This window comes from Streptomyces sp. NPDC048389 (assembly GCF_040706335.1).
In the GTDB taxonomy this organism is placed as follows: domain Bacteria; phylum Actinomycetota; class Actinomycetes; order Streptomycetales; family Streptomycetaceae; genus Streptomyces.
This window is the reverse complement of sequence record NZ_JBEZKP010000019.1, coordinates 50,824-73,441: the sequence shown is the minus strand read 5'-3', so window position 1 is coordinate 73,441 and position 22,618 is coordinate 50,824. Positions and strand designations below refer to the sequence as shown.

Sequence of the window (22,618 nt, the reverse complement as noted above, 5' to 3'; positions counted from 1 at the left end):
TGGGGGCCCGGGTGCTGCGCCGTACGGGTGAGACCGGGCGGCGGGACGTTCCTTCAGAGGGAGCCCTTGCGGGTCAGGTGCGTGAACGCGAACCACCCCGGCAGCACCGGCAGCCACAGCGTCATCGTCCGGTACAGCAGCACCGCCGGCGCGGCCACCTCCTTCGGCACACCCACCAGCACCAGACCGCCCAGCAGCGCGCCCTCGACGGCGCCGACACCACCGGGCGTCGGCGCCGCCGAACCGAGCGCGTTGCCCGCGAGGAACACCACGGCGATGCTGGCGTAGCTCACCGGCTGGTTGCCGCCGTCGAACGCCCGGACCGACGCGTCCAGGCACAGCACGAACACGCCCGTCAGCAGCAGCATCCCGCCGATGCCGGTGAGCAGCTTCACCGGCCGCTGGAGCACGTCGAGCATCCGGGGCACCACCCCGGCGAACAGTGACCTCAGCCGGGTCGTCACGAACTTCCGCAAGAACGGGATCGCCGTCACCACCAGCACCAGCACGGCGACCGTCAGCAGGCCGGCGATCACGGTCCTGGACGGGGTGAGCGACGCCGTTTTCTCCGTGCCGGTGAGATAACCGAACGAGAGCAGCAGCACGATGTGGGCACCCAGACCGAAGAGCTGCGAGGCGCCGACACTGGCGACGGCCAGACCCGGCCGGACCCCGGAGCGCTGGAGGAACCGGGTGTTCAGGGCGACACCGCCGACCGCCGCCGGGGCGACGATCTTGACGAACGACCCGGCGACCTGCGCCAGCACGGTCCGCAGGAACCCGACCCGCTCCGGGACGAACCCCAGCAGGCTCATCGCCGCGGCGAAGTAGCTCAGCGCGGAGAACAGGAGGGCCGCCGCGACCCAGCCCCAGTGCGCGTTGGCGAACACCGTGCCGAAGTCGATGCCGACGATCTGCGACAGCAGGAAGTAGGCGGCGACGGCGCCCGCGATGAAACTGACCAGCGTGCGGGGCCTGATCCGCTCCAGACGGACCGGCTCGACCGGCGCCTGCGGCCTGATCAGCAGCACCTGCCGGCGGATCCGGGAGAGCAGATCCTCCTCACGCACCTCCTCCATGGCCTCGTCCATGGCCCGCTTGTCGGCCTGCTTGTCCGCGCGCTCCACCTTTCTGGCCGCCTTGCGGTCTTCGGCCGCGAGCTCACCGGCGCGGGCGCGCTTCGCGGACTCCGACGCCTCCAGTACCGCTTCGCGCTCACGCTGCGCCCGGTCCCGTGCCTGCTGGCGCAGGGTGGCCCTGGTCGACCGGCTCAGCGCGATCGGCTGGAGCAGCGGCAGGCAGTCGGCGACCTTGTCCGGGCCGAGCACGTCGACCGCCGCTGTCACCGCGCGGCCGGCGCCCACCCGCAGGCCGAGGGTGGTCAGCAGTTGGGCGATGTCCATCCGCAGCACCATGTCGCCGGCGGCGATCTCCCCGCCGCGCAGGTCCGTGATGATCACCTGGCCGGCCGGGTCCACCAGGATCGCGTCCCCGGTGAGCCGGCGGTGCGCGATACGGCGCGACTGGAGCGCCTTCACCTGCCGCCAGGCGCCGCGCACCACGTCGTCGGTGATCTCGGCGTCCCTCAGGGAGTCGAGGGAACGGCCGCCGGAGTGCTCGTACACGAGCATCACGGCGTCGGGGCCGAGCTCGGAGGTGGCGATCAGCTTGGGGGCGTTGGCGCCGGCGGCGATCGCCGCGTACGCCAGCAGCGCCTCCTGCTCCAGCGCCTGGCGCAGCGACTGGATGGAGCGGCGCGTGGTGATGGACCGCAGCGTCAGCCGGCGCCACACCCGGTAGAAGAAGCCCTGCGCCTGCTGCTCGCGGTCGACGACGGTGACGTCGAGCGGCGGGCCTTCCTCCAGGGACACCAGATAGCGGCGGCCGCTTTCCTGGTCCGCGGTCTCCGGGGCGTCGTCCTCCGCGCGCATGGCGGTCACCGGGCGGAAGCCGACGTGCCGCAGTCCGGCCAGCAGGTTCTGGCCGGTGGGCCGGACGTTCGGCGAGCCGACGGCGTACAGGGTGCCGCACGCGACGGTCCAGCCCAGCAGCACGGTCAGCAGCACGGAGAACGGTGTGGTGTAGCCGGCCACCAGCATCGCGAAGGCGTCGAGCATCAGCACCATCCACAGCACCACGCGCCAGCGCGGTCTGCGGGCCATCCCCACCGCCGTCATGTACGCGATGACCGGCGCGAGATAGCCGTGCACGGGATCGGTCAGCTCGCCACCGGCCTGCTGCTGCGTCAGGGCGTCCTGAAGGCTGCCCGGGGCGCTCTTGGAGACCCAGAGGTCGGTGGCCAGGGTGACCCCGTGGGCGAGGACCGCGGCGAGCACTCCGTCCGCGATCCGCAGCCCGTCCCGTTTGACCAGCCGCTCGATGGCGAAGGCGACGGGGACGAGGAGCACGGCGATGCTGGACGCCAGCCCGGCGATCTTGACCAGCAGGTCGGGGGCCTGGCCGGTGCCCTTGCTGATGTCCTGCTCGAGGCCGGTCGTGGTGCCCTGGGCGAACGCGGCGACGGCCAGGACGACCGCGATGGCCAGGATGCCGATCAGCAGCCGCATCAGGTCCGACGGGCGGTGCACCCGCGCGGCGAGCAGCGGCTCGTCCCCGGAGACCTGGTCCGCGTGGGCGACCTCGGTCTCCCCGCTGCGGGCCGGCATGTCCGGGTGCGGCTCGGAGCCAGGGGTGCCTGCTGCCTTCGAAGGCTTCACGCCCTGATCCTTCGCCGTCTCGGTCTCTTCTTGATCTCGTATCACCAGTCACCGCCCGCATGATGGTGGCACGACCGGCCCACAGAGGGGGGCATCAGGGTGCAATGCGGGGGTTCGAGGCGCGTACGGTACACCTCTTTGCCGCCCGTGTGCCGATTCGCAGTCCGGTCTCCCGATTGCTCGAGGCCGCGGCACTGTCGGTGCCGTACGGCAGGATGAGCCGGATGGAGGAACTGTCTGAGTACGCCGAGCGGGTTCTGGAGGTCGCCGAGCTGATCCCGCCGGGCCGCGTCATGACCTACGGGGACGTCGCGGAGTGGCTCGGCGAGGCGGGACCCCGCCAGGTCGGCCGGGTCATGGCGCTGTACGGCGGCGGCGTGCCCTGGTGGCGGGTCGTGCGCTCCGACGGGGTCCTGCTCCCGGGCCACGAGCTGCGCGCCCTGGAGCGGTACCGCGAGGAAGGCACTCCACTGCGCGAAGCGTCCCGCGCCGCGGAGGGCCGTCTGCCGCGTCTCGACATGAGACGCGCGCGATGGGACGGCGCCGGTGCGCAAAGCGACGAAGCTCACATATGACAGCTTCCGCCAAGTGGCGGCCGTACGGGGAGTGTGAAGACCGTACGAGGGGCGGGACGGCCCCGCCGTCCGCCCGCGGGCCGCCGGCGTAGCGTCTTCAGCGCGCGGCACGCAGCGCAGCCTCACCACCAGCAGACCCAGGACCGGCGATCCACGTGAGCTCCTCCTCCACCACCGGGCGTACGCCGTACCCGCGGCAGGTACGGCAGGGGGTTCCGCCGCGCCCGCAGGGCCGCAGGGAAGGCTCCCCGAGCACGTACCGGCTGGTGCGGACCCCTCCGGGCCCGGTGGCTCCCCCTCTCCTGGACGCAGCTCAGCGCGCGGTGGTTGACCATGGCGAAGGACCTCTCCTCGTCCTCGCCGGACCGGGCACGGGCAAGACCACCACGCTCGTCGAGGCCGTCGCCGCGCGCATCGCGCGAGGCGCGGACCCGGCCCGCATCCTCGTCCTCACCTTCAGCCGCAAGGCGGCGGTGGAACTGCGCGACCGGATGGCGCTGCGGCTGGGCGGCACGCGCGGGCCGCAGGCGACGACGTTCCACTCCTTCTGTTACGCGCTGGTCCGCGCCCACCAGGACGCCGATCTGTTCTCGGAGCCGCTGCGGCTGCTGTCCGGTCCCGAGCAGGACGTCACCGTCCGCGAACTACTGGCCGGCCAGATCGGGCTGCCCGGCGGTGTGCGATGGCCCGACGAGCTGCGGGCCTGCCTCACCACCCGGGGCTTCGCCGACGAGGTGCGGGCCGTGCTCGCCCGCAGCCGGGAACTGGGCCTCGGCCCCGACTCCCTCGCCCGCTTCGCGGCCCGCACCGGACGGCCCGACTGGGCGGCCGCCGCGTCCTTCCTCGCCGAATACCTGGACGTCCTCGATCTGCAGGGCGTGCTCGATTACGCGGAGTTGGTGCACCGGGCCGTGCTGCTGGCCGAGGAGAGGCCCCTCCCGTCGTACGACGCGGTGTTCGTGGACGAGTACCAGGACACCGACCCGGCCCAGGTGCGGCTGCTGACGGCACTCGCGGGAGGCGGGCGGACGCTGGTCGCCTTCGGCGACCCCGACCAGTCGATCTACGCGTTCCGCGGCGCGGACGTGAACGGCCTCCTCGACTTCCCCGACGCCTTCCCGCGGGCCGGCGGCGGGCCCGCCGGCGTCGCGGTGCTCACCACCTCCCGGCGCAGCGGGGAGGCGGTGCTCGCGGCGACCCGCCTGCTGACCCGCCGGATGCCGCTGACGCGGCTGCCGGCGGACAGGGTGCGGGCACACCGGGAGCTGTCCGCGGTCCGCGAGGGCGGCCGGGTCGAGGCGTACACCTATCCGACGGCCTCGACGGAACTCGACAACATCGCGGACATCCTGCGCCGCGCCCACCTCGAGGAGAAGGTCCCCTGGCACGAGATGGCGGTCCTCGTCCGCGCGGGCGGCCGCACGATTCCGTCGATCCGGCGTGCCCTGACCTCGGCCGGCGTCCCCCTCGAGGTGGACGGCGACGACGTCGCCCTCCGCCACGAACCGGCGGTGGCTCCGCTCCTGACCGCGCTCCGCACGGTGGCGACGGCGGCGTCGGGCCGTACGGGTGACGCGAAGCCGGTCGCCGGACCCGGCGGCGACGCGCGGGGGGCGGCAACCGTGGCGTCCGAAGTCCCGGCCGGTACGGCGGACGCCACGAGCCTCCCGGCGGGTGCCCTGGCGCATGCTGCGGCCTCGGACGGCGCGGGCGGTTCGGCGGAGGCGGCGAGCGGTGCGGCAGACGGGTCGGCCGCCCAGGCGGGTGGCGCGTCCGGCCGTGCGGGTGCGGCAGCTGTGGTCGGCCCGGTGGAGGCGGCAGGCGGTCGGCCGGGTGCCACGTCCGGGGCGGTGGGTGATCAGCGCGGGGGGCTCGGGCATCGCGACGGGGATGAGGTCTGGATCGACACCGAAACCGCCATCACGCTTCTCACCTCCCCCCTCGGCGGCATGGACACCGCCGACCTGCGCCGACTCGGCCGGGCCCTGCGGGACGAGGAGCGCGCCGGCGGCAACATGCTGCCGCCGCCGTCCGACCGGCTGCTCGCTCGCGCGCTCGCCGAGCCCGAGCGGCTCGTCGCGCACGATCCCGCGTACGCCCGCGGTGCCCAGCGCCTCGGCGCGCTGCTGCGCGATGCGCGCGAACTCCTCGAGGGCGGCGGCACCGCGGAGGAAACCCTGTGGCTGCTGTGGGACGGCACCCCTTGGCCCGACCGCCTGGAACGCGCCGCGTTCCGCGGCGGCGCGGCCGGCCGTAACGCGGACCGCGACCTGGACGCCGTCTGCGCTCTCTTCGAGACCGCGGCCCGCGCCGAGGAACGCACCGGAGGCCGCGGCGCACTCAACTTCATCGAGGAGATCGAGGCGCAGGACATCGCCGCCGACACGCTTTCCCGGCGCGAGGCCCGTCCGGACGCCGTCCGCCTGATGACGGCCCACCGTTCCAAGGGCCTGGAGTGGAGCCTGGTCGTCGTCGCGGGGGTCCAGGAGGGCCTGTGGCCCGACCTTCGCCGCCGAGGCTCGCTCCTGGAGGCCGACCGCATCGGCCGGGACGGTCTCGCGGAACCGCTCACCCCTGGCGCCCTGCTGGCCGAGGAACGCCGGCTCTTCTACGTGGCGGCCACCCGCGCCCGCGACCGCCTCGTCGTCACGGCGGTCAAGGCACCGGCGGACGACGGCGACCAGCCGTCCCGTTTCCTGGCCGAGCTCGGCGTGGAGCCGCGTGACGTCACCGGCCGTCCGCGCCGCCCGCTCGCCGTCGCCCCGCTCGTCGCGGAGCTCCGCGCGACCACCGTGGACCCGGCGGCCTCCCCCGCGCTGCGGGAGGCCGCCGCCCACCGGCTGGCCCGCCTCGCCGCTCTGACGGACGACGAGGGCCGGCCGCTCGTGCCGGCCGCGCACCCCTACCGCTGGTGGGGCCTGTACGACGCCACGCACAGCGCGAAGCCGCTGCGGGACCGGGACCGGCCGGTCACGCTCTCCGGCAGCGCGCTGGACCAGCTGGCCAACAGTTGTGCGCTCCAGTGGTTCCTCGGCCGTGAGGTGAAGGCGGACGCGCCCGCGTCCGCCGCCCAGGGTTTCGGCAACGTCGTGCACGTGCTCGCCGACGAGGTCGCCTCCGGCCGTACCCCCGCCGATCTCGCCGTCCTCATGGAGCGTCTCGACTCCGTGTGGGACGCGCTTGTCTTCGACGCCCCCTGGAAGTCGCAGCAGGAGAAGGAGCACGCGCGGGCGGCGCTCGAACGTTTCCTGCGCTGGCACGTCATGGACCGCGGCGGTCGCACCCCTGTTGCGACGGAGCACGATTTCGACGTGACCCTGCCCGCAGGGGAGTTCGAGGTCCGCATCCGGGGGTCCATGGACCGGGTCGAGGAGGACGAGCAGGGCCGCGCGTACGTCGTCGACTTCAAGACCGGCAAGCAGACACCCACGAAGGACGAGGTCGCCCGCCACCCACAGCTCGCCGTGTATCAGCTCGCGGTCCGCGAGGGCGCGGTCGACGAGGTCTTCGGCGGCCGTCGGCCCGAGCCGGGCGGCGCCGAACTCGTACAGCTGCGACAGCCGGCCGCCAAGAAGGAGGGCGGCGAGGCGATGCCCAAGGTGCAGGCGCAGGAGGCGCTCGCGGGCGAGTGGGTGGGCGACCTGCTGGCCACCGCGGCCGGCCGCGTGCTCGACGAGCGCTTCACGCCCGCCACCGGCCAGCACTGTGCGCACTGCACCTTCCGCGCTTCGTGCAGTGCGCAGCCGGAGGGCCGCCACATAGTCGAATGAGCCGAACGGGCGGTGTGTTTGTCATGTGGTGTCACATTTACCCCGATCCAATGGAGACCTGGCCGACGATGGCCGATGCGGGACCCTGCGGATCGCGAGGAGACAAACATGACGGCCAAGCGGAAGCCCCTGGTCGCGGTGGCGGCCTGTGTGAGTGCCATCGTCGTACTGGCGGGCTGCTCCCAGGACGGCGGTATCCGGGCCAAGGGGGCGTCCGGGGAGCGGAAGGAGCCGGCGGCCGCGACGAGCGGCGATTCGCTGGCCGGCCTGGACGCGGGGAAGATCGCCGACAAGGCGGTGGAGGCCACGAGGTCGGCCAGGTCGCTGGCCATGGCGGGCCGGATCGAGAAGGACGGCGAGCCGGTCTCGGTCGACCTCGCTTTGGACTCCGCCCAGAACTGCACCGGCCGGCTCGGCGCCAAGGGAGGCAGGGCCGAGCTGCGTCAGCTGGCCGAGACGATGTACCTGAAGGGCGATCAGCAGTTCTGGAGCGCCTCGCTGCAGGAGCGTTCGTCCGGCTCACCCGACGGGTTCGACGACGGAGCCGTGCTGGAACTCATGACGGGCCACTGGATCAAGATGCCCGCCGGGAGCATCAAGGACATGGACAGTGTCTGCGACCTCAAGGCCATGTTCGCCCGGATGGACGTGGACGAGGCGGACCGGAAGCAGATGAAGAAGGGCCCGGACTCGTCGGTCGACGGCGTACCGACCGTGACTCTGGTGAAGAGACAGCAGGGCGCCACCACGACGGTCCACGTCGCCAAGGAGGGCAAACCGCGCGTCCTCAAGATCGTCAGGGCCGGCGGCGACGAGACCGGCACGATCGTCCTCTCCGACTACGACAAGCCGGTCCGGGTCGATGCCCCGCCGCCGGAGGAGGTCCTGGACCTGGACAGCCTGACCGGGGGCGAGGGGTTCGAGGCGGGCAGGACCCAGACGGGGGAGCGGTCGGGGGACCGGGGCGGCGTGGACGGGGAGTACGGGACCGACCCGGACATCGGTCCGGGGGCCGGGACGGACCCGGACCCGGGCACTGACTCGGGCTCCGGCTCCGACTCGGGCACTGACTCGGGCTCCGGCTCCGACTCGGGCTCAGGGATGGACTCCGGCGCCGGGAACGGCAGGGACGCCGACGGGGGCACCGGCTGGGACGCCGAGTCCGGCACCGGTGCGGAGCCGGGCGGCGGCACGGGTCCGGGCTCCGGTACGGGCTCCGGTACGGACAGGGGATCCGGCGCCGGGGCCGCCGCGGACGGCGGGAGCGCCACGTAGGAGCTTCCCGGCATATCGGTAGGCATGGGGGCCACTGCCTGTCAGTGGTCCCCATTAGCCTCTACGGGGTGACCGCACGTATCAGCGACCCCGAGCAGCTCAAGGAGCTTCTCGGTATTCCCTTCACCCCGGAGCAGACGGCCTGCATCACCGCGCCGCCCGCCCCGCAGGTCATCGTGGCCGGAGCGGGTTCGGGGAAGACGACGGTCATGGCGGCCCGCGTGGTCTGGCTCGTCGGCACCGGCCAGGTGGCCCCCGAGCAGGTCCTCGGTCTCACGTTCACCAACAAGGCGGCCGGTGAACTCGCCGAGCGTGTCCGTACCGCCCTCGTCCGCGCGGGGGTGACGGACCCGGACGTCATCGATCCGGACAACCTTCCGGGAGAGCCCCGCATCTCCACGTACCACGCCTTCGCCGGACAGCTCCTCGCCGACCACGGCCTGCGCATCGGACTCGAGCCGACCGCCCGCCTGCTCGCGGACGCCACCCGGTACCAATTGGCCGCCCGAGTGCTGCGCGAGGCCCCGGGGCCGTATCCGGCGCTCACCCGATCGTTCCCGTCCCTCGTGAGCGACCTGCTCGCGCTCGACGCCGAACTCGCCGAACATCTGGTGTCCCCGGAGCGCCTGGAGGCGTACGACTCCGAGCTGCTGCGCACCCTGGAGAGGGCGCGGCTGACCAACGCCGACCTGCGCAAGGTCCCGGAGGCCGCGGCGGCCCGCCGCGAACTGCTCGACCTGACGGTCCGGTACCGCGCCGCCAAGCGGGAGCGCGACCTGCTCGACTTCGGCGACCAGATCGCTCTCTCCGCAGAGCTGGCGATGACCCGCCCGGAGGTGGGTGCCCTGCTGCGGGACGAGTTCCGGGTGGTCCTGCTCGACGAGTACCAGGACACGTCCGTCGCTCAGCGGCTTCTGCTCTCGGGGCTGTTCGGGCAGGGCACGGGCCACGCCGTCACCGCGGTCGGCGATCCCTGCCAGGCGATCTACGGCTGGCGCGGAGCGTCCGTCGCCAACCTCGACGACTTCCCCGTCCACTTCCCGCACGCCGACGGCAGCCCGGCCACCCGCTACTCGCTCAGCGAGAACCGCCGCAGCGGCGGCCGGCTCCTGCACCTCGCCAACGGCCTCGCCACCCCGCTGCGCGCCATGCACGAGGGTGTCGAGGCGCTGCGGCCCGCCCCCGGGGCCGAACGGGACGGCATCGTGCGCTGCGCACTGCTGCCGACGCACGCCGACGAGATCGAATGGCTCGCCGACTCGATCGCGCACCTGGTGCGCACCGGCAAGGAACCCGGCGAGATCGCCGTCCTGTGCCGTACGGCCGGCGACTTCCCCGAGATCCAGGGCGCCCTGGTCTCCCGTGACGTCCCGGTCGAGGTCGTCGGCCTGTCCGGTCTGCTGCACCTGCCGGAGGTCGCCGACCTGGTCGCGGTGTGCGAAGTGCTCCAGGACCCGGGTGCCAACGCCTCGCTCGTGCGTCTCCTCACCGGTCCCCGGTGGCGCATCGGGCCTCGCGACCTGGCGCTCCTCGGCCGCCGGGCGCGGCTCCTCGTGCACCGCGCCTCCGCGGACGACGACCCCGACCAGCGCCTCGCCGCGGCGGTGGAGGGCACCGACCCCGCCGAAATCGTCTCGCTCGCCGACGCGCTCGACACGTTCCTCGATTCGGCCGGTGGCGAGGACGACGGCCTGGCCTTCTCCCCCGAGGCGCGGATCCGCTTCGCACGCCTCGCCGCCGAGCTGCGCGACCTGCGGCGTTCGCTCGCCGACCCACTGATGGACGTCCTGCACCGGGTGCTCTCCACCACCGGCCTCGAGGTCGAGCTGGCAGCCTCGCCCCACGCCCTGGCAGCGCGCCGCCGCGAGACCCTCGCCAACTTCCTCGACGTCGCCGCCGGTTTCGCCGCGCTGGACGGAGAGGCGACCCTGCTGGCCTTCCTCGGCTTCCTGCGCACCGCCGCGCAGTACGAGAAGGGCCTCGACAACGCCCTCCCCGGGGGCGAGAACACGGTCAAGGTCCTCACGGCGCACAAGTCCAAGGGGCTGGAGTGGGACGTCGTCGCCGTTCCCGGGCTGGTCGCCAAGCACTTCCCGAACGATCAGGCGCGGGACGCCTGGACCTCCCGGTCCAAGGTGCTCCCGCATGCCCTGCGCGGCGACGCGGACACGCTCCCCGACGTCGGGTCGTGGGACGCGCGTGGCCTGAAGGCGTTCAAGGAGGCGATGACGGACCACCAGCACGCGGAAGAGCTCCGCCTCGGATACGTGACCTTCACCCGCCCCCGTTCGCTCCTCCTCGGCTCCGCGCACTGGTGGGGTCCCAGCCAGAAGCGGCGGCGCGGCCCGTCGGCGTTCCTCCGGGCGCTGTACGACCACTGCGAGCAGGGGCACGGCGAGATCGAGGTCTGGGCGGAGGAGCCGGAGGCGGATGCCGAGAACCCGGCGCTCGGCACTGCCACCGCGGACCACGCCTGGCCGCTGCCGCTGGACCCCGTCTCCCTGTCCCGCCGCCGTGCCGCGGCGGACACGGTCCTGGCCCACCTCGAAGCGCTGACGACCGCACCGGCCGTCCCCGACGAGTCGCGCGGGCCGGACCTCCGCGACGAGCCCGCCTTCCCCGCAGAGCCGGGCGAGCCGGACGAGTACGGCGCGCTGCACGAGCCCGATCAGTCGGACCTCCCGGGCGAGCCCGATGAGTACGGCGCACTGCATGAGCCCGACCATCCAGACCTCCCGGGCGAGCCGGATCTCCCGGATGAGCCGGGCCTGCCGGGCGAGCCGGACCTCCTGGATGAGCCGGACCTGCCGGACAAAGCAGATCTCCTGGACGAAAAGGATGAGCCCGACGACTGGGACTGGCCGGTCCAGGCGCCGCCCGAGGAGGACACCCCTCCGCCCTTCGGCGATCACCCGGCAACCGCCGTACCCCACCAGGCCACCCGGGGGCCCGGGGACCTGCCCCCGCCGCCGGAGAGCGGAGGCCCCACCGCGCCACCGGGGGCGGAGGAGAGCCGTACGCGCCTCACGCCCGAAGAGAGCCGCACCATCGCCTCCTGGGATCGCGACCTCGACGCCCTTGCCGGCGAGCTCCGCCGCAGCCGCGCCACCGTCCGCGACGTCCTGGTGCCCCCCTCCCTCTCCGCGTCCCAGCTGCTGCGTATCGCCGCCGACCCCGACGGCTTCGCCCAGGAGCTCGCGCGTCCGATGCCCCGCCCGCCGCAGCCCGCGGCCCGCAGAGGCACCCGGTTCCACGCCTGGGTGGAGTCGCGCTTCGAGGAACTTCCGCTGCCCATGCTCGGCCCGGACGAGCTCCCGGGCGGCGCCGGTGACACCGGCGGCGCCGGAGAGCACGACATCGCCGACGAGCAGGACCTGGCCGCGCTCAAGGAGGCATTCGAGCGCACGCCGTACGCCCGCCGCACTCCACACGGCGTCGAGGTGCCGTTCCAGTTCACGCTGGCCGGGCGGGTCGTCCGGGGCCGCATCGACGCCGTGTACCGGACAGGGGAGGACACGTACGAGATCGTCGACTGGAAGACCGCGCGCGGCGGCACCGCGGACCCGCTCCAGCTCGCCGTCTACCGTCTCGCGTGGGCCGAGGGCCATGGCATACCGCTCGACGCGGTGACCACCGCCTTCGTGTTCGTACGCACCGGCGAGGTCGTCCGGCCCGAGGGGCTTCCCGACCGTGCCGGGCTGGAGCGCATCCTGCTGGGCGGGACGGCCGACCGGACCGGTGCCGTCGCCCGTTAGGCTCAGAGCATGAGCGAGACCCCGGACAACGCCGTCCGTACGTACATACAGCAGCACCGCGCCGCCTTCCTCGACGACCTCGCCGAGTGGCTGCGCATCCCGTCGGTGTCGGCACAGCCCGAGCACGACGGGGACGTACGGCGCAGCGCCGAGTGGCTCGCGGCCAAGCTCACCGTGACCGGTTTCCCCGTCGCCGAGATCTGGCCCACTCCGGGAGCTCCCGCCGTGTTCGCCGAGTGGCCGTCCGGCGACCCGGACGCACCCACCGTGCTCGTCTACGGGCACCACGACGTGCAGCCCGCGGCCCGCGAGGACGGCTGGCACACCGACCCCTTCGAGCCGCACACGGCTGACGGCCGGATGTACGGGCGCGGCGCCGCCGACGACAAGGGCCAGGTGTTCTTCCACACTCTCGGAGTGCGGGCTCACCTCGCGGCCACCGGCCGCACGGCCCCCGCCGTCAACCTCAAGCTGCTGATCGAGGGCGAGGAGGAATCGGGCTCCACACACTTCCGAGCCCTTGTCGAACAGCAGGCCGAGCGCCTCGCGGCCGACGCCGTGGTCGTGTCCGACACGGGCATGTGGTCCGAGATCACCCCCACGGTCTGCACCGGTATGCGCGGCCTCGCCGACTGCGAGATCACGCTGTACGGCCCCGATCAGGACGTCCACTCCGGATCCTTCGGTGGTGCCGTCCCCAATCCGGCGACCGTCGCCACCCGGCTGGTCGCGGCCCTGCACGACGAGAACGAGCAGGTCACCGTCCCCGGCTTCTACGAGGGCGTCGAGCCTCTTGCCGACGCCGAGCGCGAACTCTTCGCCGAGCTCCCCTTCGACGAGGACACCTGGCTGCGCACCGCGCAGTCCCACGGGACCCTCGGAGAAAGCGGCTACTCCACGCTGGAGCGCATCTGGGCCCGCCCGACGGCCGAGCTGAACGGCATCGGCGGCGGCTACCAGGGCCCCGGCGGCAAGACGATCATTCCGTCGTCCGCGCACCTCAAGCTGTCGTTCCGGCTGGTCGCCGGGCAGGAGCCGGACAAGATCGAGCGCGCTGTCGCCGACTGGGTCGCCGCCCGCATCCCCGCGGGCATCCGTCACGAGATCGTGTTCGGGGCCGCCACCCGCCCGTGCCTGACACCGCTCGATCACCCGGCACTCCGGTCGGTCGTACGGGCCATGGGCCGCGCCTTCGACGGCCACAAGATCCGCTTCACCCGTGAGGGCGGCTCAGGACCGGCGGCCGACCTGCAGGACGTGCTCGCCGCGCCCGTGCTCTTCCTGGGGATCTCCGTACCGTCCGACGGCTGGCACGCACCGAACGAGAAGGTCGAGCTGGACCTGCTCCTCAAGGGCGCGGAGACTGCCGCCCATCTGTGGGGCGACATGGCCGAAGCCCTTCGCTGAACGCATTCACGACCCGTCCGGGGGAGTTGGAAGAACCGTGAGCACCGACAGCTACGCCGACACGGCAGAACGCCCGATCAGCCTCACCGCGCCCAGCGGCATCGACCGCGAGGCGCACAGCCGCCTCGACGAGGCATGGCTCGCGGCGGCGTGGAGCCACCCCACGACCCGCGTGTTCGTCGTCTCGGGCGGCCAGGCACTGGTCGACGACACCCCCGACGGCCGGACCGAACTGGTCATGACACCGGCCTTCGAGGCCCCGCTCACGGAGACCCACCGCTATTTCCTCGGCACCGACGAGGACGGAGTGCGCTATTTCGCGCTCCAGAAGGACGCCCTGCCGGGTCGTATGGACCAGTCGGCCAGACCGGCCGGGCTGCGTGAGGCCGGGCTGCTGCTGTCCCCGCGCGACGCGGGACTGCTGGTGCACGCGGTCGCACTGGAGAACTGGCAGCGGCTCCACCGTTTCTGCTCCCGCTGCGGCGAGCGCACCGTCATCGCCGCGGCGGGCCACATCCGCCGCTGCCAGGCATGCGGCGCCGAGCACTACCCCCGTACCGACCCGGCGGTGATCATGCTGGTCACCGACGAAGAGGACCGCGCTCTCCTCGGCCGCCAGGTGCACTGGCCGGAGGGGCGCTTCTCGACGCTCGCCGGCTTCGTCGAGCCGGGCGAGTCGATCGAGCAGTCGGTGCGCCGGGAGGTCCGCGAGGAGGTGGGCGTCGATGTCGGCCACGTCGAGTACGTCGCCAGCCAGCCGTGGCCCTTCCCGTCGAGCCTGATGCTGGGCTTCATGGCCAGCGCCACCTCGTCGCGGATCGAGGTCGACGGCGACGAGATCCACGAAGCGCGCTGGTTCTCCCGTGAAGACCTGCGGGCCGCGTTCGAGTCCGGAGAGGTGCTGCCTCCCTACGGGATCTCGATCGCGGCCCGTCTCATCGAGCTCTGGTACGGCAAGCCGCTCCCCAGACCCGGCGACGTCCTCTGACCGGACGCCGCCCCTGTGTCTGGGGGCCGACCCTCTGTCTGGACGCGACCCACGCGACCCTCTGCCTGGACGCCGGCCTTCTGCTTGACCTGGGCGGGCGACGGGTCGGGCAGCGTCGACCCCTCCGGTGACCTCGACCAGAGGGGGCGGCGCAGCGCCCTGGGGCGTCAGACCGCGAGAGCCTGCTTCACCTGGGCGAGGCTCGGGTTCGTCATGACGACGTTCTCGCCACCACTGGGGGGAACCACCAGAACCGTCGGCACCGTCTGGTTGCCCCCGTTGGCCTTCTCGACGAACGCGGCCGAATCAGGGTCCTGCTCGATGTTGACCTCGGTGTACGCGATTCCCTCGCGGTCCATCTGGCTCTTCAGCCGACGGCAGTATCCGCACCAGGTAGTGCTGTACATCGTCACAGTGCCCTGCATCGTCTTCTGCTCCTCGGGTCGGGGCGGGGGTGAGTCATCACCTCCGGCTAGAACGTACGTGACCCGGTGACGATTCCCGGTCCTGTCGTGATCCCACTGTGACCATCGGTCGGGTGCGGTCGGGTGCGGTCGGGTGAGGTCCGGCCCCGTCCGGTCGGGATCGGACCGGATCGGTACGACGAATGACGCACCCCTGTGGACAACCGCCGCATCCGCCCCGGGCGACCTGGCAGCATGGCGGGGTGACAGCAGCAACGCACTCCTCCCCTTTCCCGCAGGTCCCCGATTCGGCGGACGCCGTGCTCGACGGGCTCGACCCCGAGCAGCGCGAAGTGGCGACCGCCCTGCAAGGACCGGTGTGCGTGCTGGCAGGGGCCGGCACGGGCAAGACTCGCGCGATCACCCACCGCATCGCGTACGGGGTGCGTGCGGGGATACTCCAGCCCGCCAGCGTGCTGGCCGTCACCTTCACCAACCGTGCCGCCGGTGAGATGAGGGGCCGGCTGCGCCAGCTCGGCGCGGGCGGCGTCCAGGCGCGTACGTTCCACTCCGCCGCGCTGCGTCAGCTGCAGTACTTCTGGCCCAAGGCGGTAGGCGGGGAGCTGCCCCGGCTGCTCGAGCGCAAGATCCAGCTGGTCGCCGAGGCCGCGGCGCGCTGCCGCATCCGCCTCGACCGCAACGAGCTGCGGGACGTCACGGGCGAGATCGAGTGGGCCAAGGTCACTCAGACCGTGCCGGGTGACTACCCGGCGGTGGTTGCCAAGTCGCTGCGCGAGGCCCCCCGGGACCCGGCCGAGATCAGCCAGGTCTACGCGATGTACGAGCAGCTGAAGCGTGACCGCTCGGTGATCGACTTCGAGGACGTGCTGCTGCTCACCGTCGGCATCCTCCAGGACCGGCACGACATCGCCGACCACGTCCGTCGCCAGTACCAGCACTTCGTCGTCGACGAGTACCAGGACGTCAGCCCGCTCCAGCAGCGCCTGCTGGATCTGTGGCTGGGGGACCGGGACAGTCTGTGCGTCGTCGGGGACGCCAGCCAGACCATCTACTCCTTCACCGGCGCCACCCCGGACCACCTGCTGAACTTCCGCACCCGCCACCCGAGCGCGACCGTGGTCAAGTTGGTCCGTGACTACCGCTCCACCCCTCAGGTCGTCCACCTGGCCAACGGCCTGCTCGGCCAGGCCCGGGGCCGGGCGGCGGAGCACCGCCTGGAGCTGGTCTCCCAGCGCGAGCCGGGCCCCGAGCCCGCGTATGTGGAGTACCCGGACGAGCCGGCGGAGGCCGAGGGCACCGCACGCCGGATCCGCGATCTGATCGCCGCCGGTGTCCCGGCCGGCGAGATCGCCGTGCTGTACCGGATCAACGCCCAGTCCGAGGTCTACGAACAGGCACTCGCCGACGCGGGCGTCCCGTACCAGCTGCGGGGCGCCGAGCGGTTCTTCGAGCGCCAGGAGGTGCGCGAGGCGGGGATCGCGCTGCGGGGCGCCGCCCGTGCCGGGGGCAACGACGCGCTGCTCGACGACGTGGAGGATCTGCCCGCCCAGGTGCGGGCCGTGTTGTCCACCAAGGGGTGGACCACCGAGCCGCCCGCCGGCTCCGGCGCGGTGCGCGACCGCTGGGAGTCGCTGGCCGCGCTGGTCCGCCTCGCAGAGGACTTCGTACGCGCCAGGCCGCAGGCCACCCTTGCCGATCTGGTGAGCGAACTGGACGAGCGCGCCGCCGCCCAGCACGCGCCGACCGTCCAGGGCGTCACCCTCGCCTCCCTGCACTCGGCGAAGGGCCTCGAGTGGGACGCCGTGTTCCTCGTCGGACTCACCGAGGGCATGATGCCGATCACCTACGCCAAGACGGACGAGCAGGTGGAGGAGGAGCGCCGGCTCCTTTACGTGGGAGTCACCCGTGCGCGGCTGCATCTCTCCCTCTCCTGGGCTCTCTCGCGCGCCCCCGGCGGCCGGGCCTCGCGCCGCCCGACCCGCTTCCTGAACGGGCTTCGTCCCGGCTCCGCCGCTGCCGGGCCCCGAGCGGCGGGCGGCGCCGGCGGTGTCGAGCGCGGCGGCGGGCGCCGCAAGCGCCGTGGTCCGGTTCTCTGCCGGGTCTGTGGCAAGACACTCACGGACGCCGGCGAGATGAAGCTGATGCGCTGCGAGGACTGCCCCTCGGACATGGACGAGGCGCTGTACGAGCGGCTGCGCGAGTGGCGGGCCGTCCAGGCGAAGGAACTGGGCCAGCCCGCGTACTGCGTCTTCACCGACAAGACGCTGATGGCGATCGCGGAGGCCGTGCCCGGCGACGAGAGCGAGCTGGCCGGGATCTCCGGTGTGGGAGGGCGCAAGCTGGAACGCTTCGGGGATGACGTCCTGACCATCTGCGCAGGTGAAGAGCCTGGCGGGGGTGACGACGACGACTGATACAAACTCGTCGAGAAAATAGTTTGCGCGGGCCCCGGCCAGCCCCATAGGTTCTTAACCACGGAAACAGCGGCTTCTCTGAAGCCCTGTCTTCGTGCTGTACTTACCCGAATAGCGTGACCGGTTCGTCCGGTTCCCGAGACGCCGAGAGGAGGCGATTCCAGTGATCAACATCAACAGCAGCTTCGTCAGCACCGCCAAAGTGACCGATCACTCGGTCGTCTCCGCCTGTTCGCTCGGCTTCTCGTCCGCGTTCCACGGCACCGGTATGTCCGGCATTCCCGCCGCGCTGCCCGTGTCCGGTCTGGGCGGCATGCCCGTCCGGGAGCGCAATGAGCGACCGACCAAGGCACTGGAAGCAGGAGTAGCAGCGGCAGAGGCTCAGACCTACGCCTTTGCGGCGGCCAGTGCCGACACCGAGCAGACGACGCAGCACCACACGAAGTGGGCCTTCCGCGGGCTCGAACCCTGGAGTGATCCAGCCTGATACGGCATCAGGCCGGCGCCTTCAGGGCCGCGGAACCCCACCCGGGATCCGCGGCCCTTCTGTTTTCCCCAGCGGGAGGACAGCGCGAAGGGGCCTCGGGACCAGCAGCATCCGGTACCAACTGCCACCCGGCCCACCGGCCGGAACGACCAGACGAGGAAGAACACACCGTGCAACTCGAAGCGCACGCCCCGTCCGTACCGCCTTCCGAGGCCATCTCCCCGCCCGCTCCTACTGAGGACTCGAACTTGACTCCCCTCACCGCGCTCACCGCGCTCGACGACGCCATCGAGAAGCTGGGTGTACCCGTCCCGTGCCGCTCCTACGACCCGGAGGTCTTCTTCGCCGAGTCGCCGGCCGACGTCGAGTACGCCAAGTCCCTCTGCCGCACCTGCCCTCTGATGGAGGCATGCCTCGAGGGCGCCAAGGAGCGGCGTGAGCCGTGGGGCGTCTGGGGCGGAGAGCTCTTCGTCCAGGGTGTGATCGTCGCCCGCAAGCGGCCGCGTGGTCGCCCGCGCAAGAACCCGGTCACAGCATGAACGCCCTTGGAACCATCGATCGACCCGTCACGCACGACCCCAAGAAGCAGGCCCCGATGACCTCTTCCCCGAGCGAGCCGCAGGGCTCCGCGACCCGAGCTGTCACCACCATTCGCGAGAACGCCTCGCGGCAGAACAGGACACGTGAAATGCAACTCATCCCAGAAGCCCTGGCTCGTGCGCATATGCACGAGCGCCTGCGTGAAGTCGACGCGGAACGCCAGGCCGTGCGCCTGGTTGCCGCCCGACGCATGCAGCGCCGCGCCGAGCGCGCGTCACTGCGCGCCCGTCGCGCCCTGGCCATGGCCGTCATGCACTGACGGCGACGCAGTCCCCGCGGGGGCCGATCCGTTCGGATCGGCCCCCGCGCCGCGTTCCGGCGTGGGCGGGCAGGCGCCGCGTTCTGTCCGGCGTCTGCGCCGTGGGCGGGCAGGCGCCGCGACGTGTTCGCCCTCGGGCCATCGGCGCCCCTGCCCGGCGTCCGTGGCGTTCGGGCCCGGGCCATAGATGTTCCCGCCGGGCGGGGCGGCGGTGCGGTCTGCCTTGGCCACCGGTGTTTCCGCCGGTGCTGCGGTGCGTTCTTCCCGGGGCGGCGAGCCGGCGGCGGTATCGTCGCCAGGTGGAACAGGACAGGGACCCTCAGCCCGAGCAGCCGGGTGGCGATGGCATTGTGTGTGCCGGCTGCGGAACGGTCGCCCAGGAGACGCCGGTGACCTGGACCTGTTCCGTGGAGGACGGTGCCCGGCGCTACTTCTGCGACGACTGCGCCCGCGCCAACCTCAGAGCGATCGAGGGCAGGCTCGACTCGTCGTGGTGGTGAGCGGGCCTCAGGCGCCCTCCGCCTCGGCGACCTCCTCTTCCACCAGGAACCCGGGAAGCCACTCCTCGAGTTCGGCCCGGAGCCGCACCGTCGCGTTCAGCTGGCAGAGCACCCCGATGGTGCTCAGCGTCACACGGTGTATGAGCAAATACGACGGCGGAAGATTGAGCTGCTTGCCCAGCTGATGGGCGGGGGAGCGCACATCGGCGATCCGGGCGGCCTGGGCGCGGATCCAGCCGCGGGTGAACGTGAACTCCTCCACCTCGGCCGGTTCGATGATGGGCACCAGATACTCCAGCACCGCGTCCGGGTCGAGGTCGATGGACTCCTTGACGAAGCCCTCCTCGCACAGCAGTTTGTAGACCGCTTCCGCGTCGCCTTCGAGGGTCATCCGCAGACATTCGCCGATGGTGTCTGGCAACCCGCCCGGCAGCCGGTCCACGGTCCCGAAGTCCATCACCCCCAGCCGCCAGCCGTCCCCTCGGCCGTCGGGCAGCAGCCGGAAGTTGCCGGGGTGCGGGTCGGCGTGGAGCAGCCCCGTGCGCGCGGGGCCGGAAAAGAGGAAGTGGGCCAGGAGCTGGCCCGCGCGGTTTCGTTCTTCGGCTGTGCCGCCGGAGATGACGTCGGCCAGTGGTACGCCGTCGATCCACTCCGTGACCAGGACCTGGTCGCCCTGGTGCACCACGTCGGGGACGAGCACGGCCGGGTCGTCCGCGAATTCCGCGGCGTGTTCCCGCTGAGCCTGCGCCTCCAGTCCGTAGTCCAGCTCTTCGGATACGCGGTCGCGCAGCTCCGAGATCAGCGGCTTGATGTCCATGCCCGGGATGAGTGGCCCCAACAGCTTCGCGAACCTGCTCAGTTGGGACAGGTCGGAGAGCAAAGCCTCCCCCGCTCCCGGGTACTGCACCTTGACGGCGACGTCACGTCCGTCGTGCCACACCGCCCGGTGCACCTGACCGATCGACGCGGCGGCCGCCGGCTTGTCCTCGAAGCTCAGGAAGAGATCACGCCAGTCCTCGCCCAGGCGTTCTTCCAGCGCCGCGTGGACCGTGCGCGTCGGCATCGGAGGCGCCGCTTCCTGCAGCTTGGTCAGAGCGGCACGATAGGGGCCGGCGATCTCCTCGGGCAGCGCCGATTCGAAGACGGACAACGCCTGCCCGAACTTCATCGCACCGCCTTTCAGTTCTCCCAGAACGCGGAACAACTGCTCTGCCGTGCGCTGTTGCAGCTCGCGGGCCACGATCTCGGCCGACTTGCCGCCGATCCGTTTCCCCAGCCCCCATGTGGCCCGGCCGGCGAGGCCCAGCGGCAGGGCTGCCAGCTTGGCGGTCCGGGTGACCGCCTTCCGGGGAAGATCAGACATGCGCCCCTCCAGTTCCCAGACAGCCTGCCGCGGCTTCCGGCGGCGAAGTCCGCCGCCGACCGTGGCTACCGGTTCATTGTCGCGTGCGTCGCTGCGACCGCCGAGGTGTTCCCCCTCTCAGTTTTTCCCGCCGCACCACAGGCGCAGTCGGGATGGGGGTGGACCCGCTCGGCCCGCCAGGACAACTGCGGCAGCGAAAGCTCCCATCTGGATCCCGCGCTCGCGGGTGCTCCGCCGTCGAGGAACGATAGTGCGTGGCAGGCGGCCAGGCCCGACACCGCCGTGGCCAGCGCGACATCGCAGGCCGTCACGGTCCTGCGCCGGCCGGAGCGCCACTGAGCGAGTAGCCGCGGCCTGCCAGGATCGAGATCCGCCCGCCCCCGCTCCATGCAACCCCCGCATGCCGTACAGCCGGGCAGCACCAGGGGGCCGACCACCCCGGTGGCTTCCACAACACCCGTGTAAAGGTGGGGAATGCCGCTCACGGTCCGGTCCTCGGCCTCCTGGACCGTTGGCGCGTACGCGGTCAGCCCGTCACGCGGGGCGAGGACGACCAGGCTGAGCCCCGGCTCCGCACCCGCCGGGTCCCGGGTCTCGCCGGCACGCGGTGGGCCGGCTGGTGCGGCGCGCCGCACCAGCCGCCGGGCTGCCGTGTCCCTGCGGTCCCCGACCGCCTCGGCGGGCAGGCCACCGGGCGCCACATCGGCTGACTCCGTGTATCCGCCGTCCAGCACTTCGACCCGCCCCACGCCGGCGGCCGAGAGCGTCGCGGCGATCGACGCGCCCACCCTGCCGGCTCCGCGCACCTGGACCCGTATGGCCCGCCGGGCTGCCATGATGCCTGCCGCGCCGCCCGGTTCGGGATGGACCACGGACAGCGAGGCGATGTCCGGCCGCAACCGGTCGTGGGCCGCGGCCCGTCTGCGCAGGGCGGCGGCCGCCGGGCCTCCGGCCGTCGGGTCGTCGAGCAGGCCCGCCGCCGTCAGGCGGCTCACGAGAGCTTCCGCTCTGCCGTCCGGCAGGCCCATGGCCCGCGCCTCCTCGCACAGGAGCGGGAGGCCGCGTGTCCCGTCCAGCAACTCCATCAGGGCACCGGTCGCCGTGTCCACCGGTCCCAGAGTCACGGCATGCGCGGGCGTGACTCCGAACTGCACGGACTGGCGGTCGCGCCACGCCCGCCGCAAAACGGGCTTCATCATCGGATGCATTTCCGTATCCCCCGTCGATCTTCGGCTTGGTCCATCCTTTGGCACGGCGGTCTGCGAGCCGCGTTCGAACCGTTGCCAGAATGCAGGGCCGTGGCGAGGCGTGTGAAAAGTTGTCCACAGGCAGGGGGTATTAGTCGTTCAAATGGTGCAGTGATGGGGTGGATCAAGTGGCAGGCGTCCCAGGGACGGGACTTCTCCCACGGACAGCGGGTAACGTCGGAGCGTGTCCGTCAACCCTCCCCCTCGCCTCGCTGGGGAGACCTCGTCGCGCAGCGCGGGAGGTCAGCAGCGCAGCGCGCCACGCCACCCGCCCCGTGGATCGGGGACGAGCGCGGTCGAGGTCCGCCGCAGCGCCCGGCGCAGCAGGACGGTCTCCGCGTACCGGGAGGGCAACCGCACCATCGTATTGATCCCGGCCAGGATGTCGGAGGCGGAGGAACAGCGCTGGGTCGGCGTCATGCTGGACAAACTCGCCGCCCAGGAAAGCAAGCGTGTTATCGGTGACGCCCAACTCACGGAGCGTGCGCAGCGTTTGTCCACCCAGTATCTCGACGGGCGCGCCAGGCCGACATCCGTACGCTGGGTGACGAACCAGAACACCCGCTGGGGTTCCTGCACTCCGGCGGAGGGCAGCATTCGGCTGTCCCACCGGCTGCAGGGCATGCCGGAGTACGTGGTGGACTACGTGCTCGTCCACGAGCTGGCCCATCTGCTCGTTCCCGGCCACGGCCCCCGGTTCTGGCGGCTGATGGAGGCATACCCGCGCACCGAGCGCGCCCGCGGTTATCTGGAAGGCGTCGTCTCCGCCGACCGGCTGCCTCATCTGCCGACCGCTCGCGAAGAGTGACGAGTCGACGGTCCTGTACCGAATGTGT

At 72.1% G+C, this 22,618-nt stretch carries 16 protein-coding genes; 12 read left to right on the top strand and 4 right to left on the bottom strand.

Annotated elements, in window-relative coordinates:
* Nucleotides 1-53: 53 nt before the first annotated feature.
* Nucleotides 54-2,666: a lysylphosphatidylglycerol synthase domain-containing protein gene (locus AB0903_RS16130; RefSeq protein ID WP_366703213.1), complete on the bottom strand. Its 2,613-nt coding sequence runs from the start codon at nt 2,664-2,666 to the stop codon at nt 54-56.
* A gap of 266 nt (nt 2,667-2,932) precedes the next feature.
* On the opposite strand from AB0903_RS16130, the gene AB0903_RS16125 reads away from it, so the two are divergent.
* The 6 genes from AB0903_RS16125 to nudC all read left to right on the top strand — a co-directional run bounded on the left by AB0903_RS16125 (nt 2,933) and on the right by nudC (nt 14,487).
* Nucleotides 2,933-3,292, top strand: a complete 360-nt coding sequence (locus AB0903_RS16125; RefSeq protein WP_366703211.1) for an MGMT family protein — start codon at nt 2,933-2,935, stop codon at nt 3,290-3,292.
* 155 nt (nt 3,293-3,447) lie between these two features.
* Nucleotides 3,448-7,062: an ATP-dependent DNA helicase gene (locus tag AB0903_RS16120; RefSeq protein ID WP_366703145.1), complete on the top strand. Its 3,615-nt coding sequence runs from the start codon at nt 3,448-3,450 to the stop codon at nt 7,060-7,062.
* A 108-nt stretch (nt 7,063-7,170) separates the two neighbouring features.
* Nucleotides 7,171-8,337, top strand: coding sequence for a hypothetical protein (locus AB0903_RS16115; RefSeq protein WP_366703143.1), 1,167 nt, complete (start codon nt 7,171-7,173; stop codon nt 8,335-8,337).
* A 68-nt stretch (nt 8,338-8,405) separates the two neighbouring features.
* Nucleotides 8,406-12,092, top strand: coding sequence for a UvrD-helicase domain-containing protein (locus AB0903_RS16110; protein ID WP_366703141.1), 3,687 nt, complete (start codon nt 8,406-8,408; stop codon nt 12,090-12,092).
* A 9-nt stretch (nt 12,093-12,101) separates the two neighbouring features.
* Nucleotides 12,102-13,499 (top strand): dipeptidase, encoded by a 1,398-nt coding sequence (locus AB0903_RS16105; RefSeq protein WP_366703139.1) that lies wholly within the window; start codon nt 12,102-12,104, stop codon nt 13,497-13,499.
* A gap of 37 nt (nt 13,500-13,536) precedes the next feature.
* Nucleotides 13,537-14,487, top strand: a complete 951-nt coding sequence (gene nudC, locus AB0903_RS16100) for an NAD(+) diphosphatase (protein WP_366703137.1) — start codon at nt 13,537-13,539, stop codon at nt 14,485-14,487.
* 167 nt (nt 14,488-14,654) lie between these two features.
* Here nudC and AB0903_RS16095 read toward each other — a convergent pair whose 3' ends face one another.
* Complete coding sequence (locus tag AB0903_RS16095; RefSeq protein ID WP_366703135.1) at nt 14,655-14,912, bottom strand: mycoredoxin; 258 nt, start codon at nt 14,910-14,912, stop codon at nt 14,655-14,657.
* Nucleotides 14,913-15,094: 182 nt separating this feature from the next.
* On the opposite strand from AB0903_RS16095, the gene AB0903_RS16090 reads away from it, so the two are divergent.
* The 5 genes from AB0903_RS16090 (at nt 15,095) to AB0903_RS16070 (ending at nt 19,172) form a co-directional block, all read left to right on the top strand.
* The gene (locus AB0903_RS16090; protein WP_366703133.1) at nt 15,095-17,326 is read left to right on the top strand and encodes an ATP-dependent DNA helicase UvrD2; all 2,232 of its coding nucleotides are present in this window, start codon (nt 15,095-15,097) and stop codon (nt 17,324-17,326) included.
* A gap of 163 nt (nt 17,327-17,489) precedes the next feature.
* Entirely contained in the window at nt 17,490-17,813 is a 324-nt protein-coding gene (locus tag AB0903_RS16085; protein ID WP_366703131.1) for a hypothetical protein, read from the top strand.
* Nucleotides 17,814-17,983: 170 nt separating this feature from the next.
* Nucleotides 17,984-18,352, top strand: a complete 369-nt coding sequence (locus AB0903_RS16080; protein WP_366703129.1) for a WhiB family transcriptional regulator — start codon at nt 17,984-17,986, stop codon at nt 18,350-18,352.
* The gene (locus AB0903_RS16075; RefSeq protein ID WP_366703128.1) at nt 18,349-18,672 is read left to right on the top strand and encodes a hypothetical protein; all 324 of its coding nucleotides are present in this window, start codon (nt 18,349-18,351) and stop codon (nt 18,670-18,672) included. The genes AB0903_RS16080 and AB0903_RS16075 overlap by 4 nt, the downstream gene beginning before the upstream one ends.
* Nucleotides 18,673-18,971: 299 nt before the next feature.
* Nucleotides 18,972-19,172, top strand: coding sequence for a hypothetical protein (locus AB0903_RS16070; RefSeq protein ID WP_366703126.1), 201 nt, complete (start codon nt 18,972-18,974; stop codon nt 19,170-19,172).
* Between the two features lie 7 nt (nt 19,173-19,179).
* On the opposite strand, the gene AB0903_RS16065 is transcribed toward AB0903_RS16070, so the two are convergent.
* Entirely contained in the window at nt 19,180-20,535 is a 1,356-nt protein-coding gene (locus AB0903_RS16065; RefSeq protein WP_366703124.1) for an AarF/UbiB family protein, read from the bottom strand.
* A 65-nt stretch (nt 20,536-20,600) separates the two neighbouring features.
* Nucleotides 20,601-21,743 carry a ThiF family adenylyltransferase gene (locus AB0903_RS16060; protein WP_366703122.1) on the bottom strand — a complete coding sequence of 381 codons (1,143 nt, stop codon included), beginning with the start codon at nt 21,741-21,743 and terminating at the stop codon, nt 20,601-20,603.
* A gap of 223 nt (nt 21,744-21,966) precedes the next feature.
* Between AB0903_RS16060 and AB0903_RS16055 the strand changes: the two genes are divergently transcribed.
* Entirely contained in the window at nt 21,967-22,590 is a 624-nt protein-coding gene (locus AB0903_RS16055; protein WP_366703120.1) for a M48 family metallopeptidase, read from the top strand.
* Nucleotides 22,591-22,618: the final 28 nt, after the last annotated feature.